The organism is Aquitalea sp. FJL05 (genome assembly GCF_003852595.1).
Classification (GTDB): domain Bacteria; phylum Pseudomonadota; class Gammaproteobacteria; order Burkholderiales; family Chromobacteriaceae; genus Aquitalea; species Aquitalea aquatilis.
The window spans coordinates 1-3,952 of sequence record NZ_QAJS01000024.1 but is presented as its reverse complement, the minus strand read 5'-3'; the positions used below and the strand labels follow the sequence as shown (position 1 = coordinate 3,952).

General features: G+C 61.8%; 3 protein-coding genes. All 3 read left to right on the top strand.

Features of this window, described 5'->3' with window-relative positions; genetic code table 11:
• Nucleotides 1-1,227: arginine deiminase (locus tag DBR44_RS19315; RefSeq protein WP_148090027.1), on the top strand; the 1,227-nt coding region annotated here is incomplete at its 5' end.
• Between the two features lie 92 nt (nt 1,228-1,319).
• The gene (locus DBR44_RS19310) at nt 1,320-2,330 is read left to right on the top strand and encodes an ornithine carbamoyltransferase (protein WP_124645613.1); all 1,011 of its coding nucleotides are present in this window, start codon (nt 1,320-1,322) and stop codon (nt 2,328-2,330) included.
• A gap of 556 nt (nt 2,331-2,886) precedes the next feature.
• The gene (gene arcC, locus DBR44_RS19305) at nt 2,887-3,831 is read left to right on the top strand and encodes a carbamate kinase (protein WP_124645612.1); all 945 of its coding nucleotides are present in this window, start codon (nt 2,887-2,889) and stop codon (nt 3,829-3,831) included.
• Nucleotides 3,832-3,952: the final 121 nt, after the last annotated feature.

Here is a 3,952-nt window from a genome sequence, read left to right as displayed (position 1 = left end):
AAATTTGGTGTTCATTCCGAATGCGGCAAGCTGCGTAGCGTGATGGTGTGCCGTCCGGGCCTGGCCCACAAACGTCTCACCCCCGACAACTGCCACGACCTGCTGTTCGATGACGTGATCTGGGTTGAACGCGCCCAAAAAGACCACGCCTTCATGGTTGAGCAAATGCGTGCGCGCGGCATCCACGTGATCGAAGCCCACGACGCCCTGGCCCAGGTGCTGGACGACAAGGCCGCCCGTAGCTGGCTGCTGGACCGCAAGGTCAAGGCCGACAATGTGGGGATCGGCATGCTGACCGACCTGCGCAGCTGGCTGGACGAAATGCCGTCTACCCAACTGGCCGAACACCTGATCGGTGGTATTGCCAAGTTTGAACTGCCGTTTGACCCGAAAGGCCTGTTCGGCGGCTATCTGGACCAGTCCGAATTCGTCATCCCGCCGATTCCGAACAGCCTGTTCCAGCGCGACCCGTCCTGCTGGATCTATGAAGGCGTGACGCTGAACCCGATGTACTGGCCGGCCCGCCGTCAGGAAACCCTGATCCTGCAATCCATCTACCAGCACCACCCGTATTTCGCCGGCAAGGTGAAAGTATGGTGGGGCGACTGTGACAAGAACCACGGCCCGGCCACGCTGGAAGGCGGCGACGTGATGCCGATCGGCAACGGCGTGGTGCTCATCGGCATGGGCGAACGCACCAGCCCGCAAGCCGTGGTGCAAGTGGCCAAGAGCGTGCTGGGCAAGGAAGGCGGCGCTACTCGCGTCATCGCCTGCCAGATGCCCAAGTCGCGTGCTGCCATGCACCTGGACACCGTGTTCAGCTTCCTGGATATCGACCTGCTGTCGGTGTTCCCGGACGTGGTCAACGAAATCGTCTGCACCAGCATCTATGCCGGTGACAAGGAAGGCGAAATCCGCTTCGAACGTCACGAAGGCGTGGCCTTCACCGAAGTGGTGCGTCAGGCACTGGGCCTGAAAGAAGTGCACATCATCCAGACCGCTGGCGATGCCTACCAGCGCGAACGCGAACAATGGGATGACGGCAACAACGTGGTGGCACTGGATCGCCGCGTGGTGGTGGCCTACGACCGCAACACCCATACCAACAAGCTGATGCGTCAGCACGGTGTGGAAGTGATCGAGATTCCGGCCTCCGAACTGGGCCGTGGCCGTGGCGGTGGTCACTGCATGACCTGCCCGATCATCCGTGACGAAGTGAAGATCTAAGTCGCTGCACCAGCAGCAAACCAAGCACATCAATATCGCCCGGTGGCGTTGGCCCAAGCCCGCCACCCGGCACCGAAACAAGGAGTGTTACCATGGCTTTCAATCTGCGCAACCGCAACTTCCTCCGCATGCTGGACTTCACCCCGCGCGAAATCCGCTACATGCTCGACCTGGCCCGCGACCTGAAACGCGCCAAGTACACCGGCACCGAACAGCAACACCTGAAGGGCAAGAACATCGCCCTGATCTTTGAAAAGACCTCCACCCGTACCCGCTGTGCTTTCGAAGTGGCCTGCTACGACCAAGGCGCCAACGTTACCTACCTCGGACCGTCCGGCTCGCAGATCGGTATCAAAGAATCGATGAAAGACACCGCCCGCGTACTGGGTCGCATGTATGACGCCATCGAATACCGTGGTTTCGACCAAGAGATGGTTGAGAACGAACTGGCCAAATTCGCCGGCGTACCGGTTTACAACGGCCTGACCGACGAATGGCACCCCACCCAGATGCTGGCCGACGTGCTGACCATGTGGGAAAACAGCGACAAGCCGATCTCGCAAATCAGCTACACCTACCTGGGTGACGCCCGCAACAATATGGGCAACTCCCTGCTGGTAATCGGCAGCAAGCTGGGCATGGACGTCCGCATCGGCGCCCCGAAACACCTGTGGCCGACCGACGAACTGGTAGCCGAATGCCGTGAAATCGCTGCCAAGACCGGCGCCCGTATCACCCTGACCGAAGATGCCGCCGAAGCCGTCAAGGGCACTGACTTCATCCACACCGACGTGTGGGTATCGATGGGCGAACCGGCCGAAGTCTGGGCCGAACGTATCCGCCTGCTGAAGCCTTACCAAGTGAATGCCGCGCTGATGGCTGCTGCACAGAACCCGCAAGTAAAGTTCATGCACTGCCTGCCGGCCTACCACAACAGCGAAACCAAGGTAGGCAAGGAAATTGCCGCGCAATACCCGGACCTGTCCAATGGCATTGAAGTGACCGAAGACGTGTTCGAGAGCGAAGCCTGCATTGCCTTCGAGCAAGCAGAGAACCGCATGCACACGATCAAGGCCATCCTGGTCGCCACGCTGGGTGACTGAATTCCGGGCGTCTGACGGCTGCGCCTTTGCATCCCGGTGGTCGGCGCTGCGCGCTGTCCTCATGGACTTGATGTCCACTGCGGCAGCTGTGCTGCGGCGCTCACCGGCCTGCTGTGGCTCGCTCGCCAGCCACCTCGGAATGGGCAAGGTGGCAAAGCCCTGCTGCGTTGTTGCGCCGCCTTGCCGTACGACCTGTACTGTCTGCGGCGGCGCGCCTAGCAGCAGGCGCTACGCTGGCTTTGCTGCCTCGCCAGAGTGGAATCAGTCTTCAGCCACACCGGAATGGGCTTTGTGGCAAAGCCCTACGGCCTTGCCACACGGCCAGTAATTGAAGTCTGACAGCCACACCGTTTTACCCTCCGCGACGGCACACCCCTGAAGCCGTGGAGTGGCCCGAGATCCGGCCCCCCCTCACTCAGCCGGATCTCACCCCCATCCCGGCCCGGTCTTCCCTCGGGCAGACCGGCCACCACATCAGAAATCAGATGGACTGCCCAAGCAGGCCGTCAACGCCGCCACCCCAAGCACAGCGGGGCGGGGCAGGAAAGGAAACACCATGCGAGTCGTCGTAGCCCTGGGCGGCAATGCCCTGCAACGTCGTGGCGAAGCCATGACCGCTGACAACCAACGCGCCAACGTCAAAGTGGCCGCCGAACAACTGGCCGCCGTCACCCGCCTGGGCCACAACCTGGTGATGTGCCACGGCAACGGCCCGCAAGTGGGCCTGCTGGGCCTGCAAAACGACGCCTATGCCCGCCACGTCGATGGCAAGGTCACCCCGTATCCGCTGGACGTACTGGGTGCGCAGACCGAAGGCATGATCGGCTACATGATCGAACAGGAATTGGGCAATGTCCTGCCGTTCGAAGTGCCGCTGGCCACCATTCTGACCCAGACCGAAGTGGACGCTGCCGACCCGGCCTTCCAGAACCCGACCAAGTTTGTTGGCCCGGTGTACAGCAAGGAAGAAGCCGAAGCCATGGCCGCCAGCCACGGCTGGACCGTGAAGGCCGATGGCGACTACTACCGCCGCGTGGTACCGAGCCCGAAACCGAAGCGCATCTTCGAAATGCGCCCGATCAAATGGCTGATCGAAAAAGGCGCCGTGGTGATTGCCGCTGGTGGCGGTGGCATCCCCACCATGTACCAGGGCGACAAGCTGGTGGGCGTGGAAGCCGTGATTGACAAAGACCTGGCCTCGGCCCTGCTGGCCCGTGAAGTGGACGCAGACTACTTCGTCATCGCCACCGACGTGAAGAGCGTGTTTGTTGGTTGGGGCACCCCGGAAGCCAAGGCCATCCGTCACGCCCACCCGGACGAAATGGACAAGCTGGGCTTTGCCGCCGGCTCGATGGGTCCGAAAGTGGAAGCCGCCTGCGAGTTTGCCCGTCTGACCGGCAAGCGTGCGGTGATTGGCGCGCTGGAAGACATCGAGAAGATCGTGAAGGGCGAAGCCGGCACCATCATCTCGACCGAGAAGACCGGGACCGAGTGGTACTGAGCTAGGGCGCTAAAACACCTGCTGCTGCGTTGCGCCGCCTTGCCGTACTGCTTGTACTGTCTGCGGCGGCGCGCCTGGCATCAGGCGTTTTACGTGTAGTGCACAAGGGCTGCCATGGCAG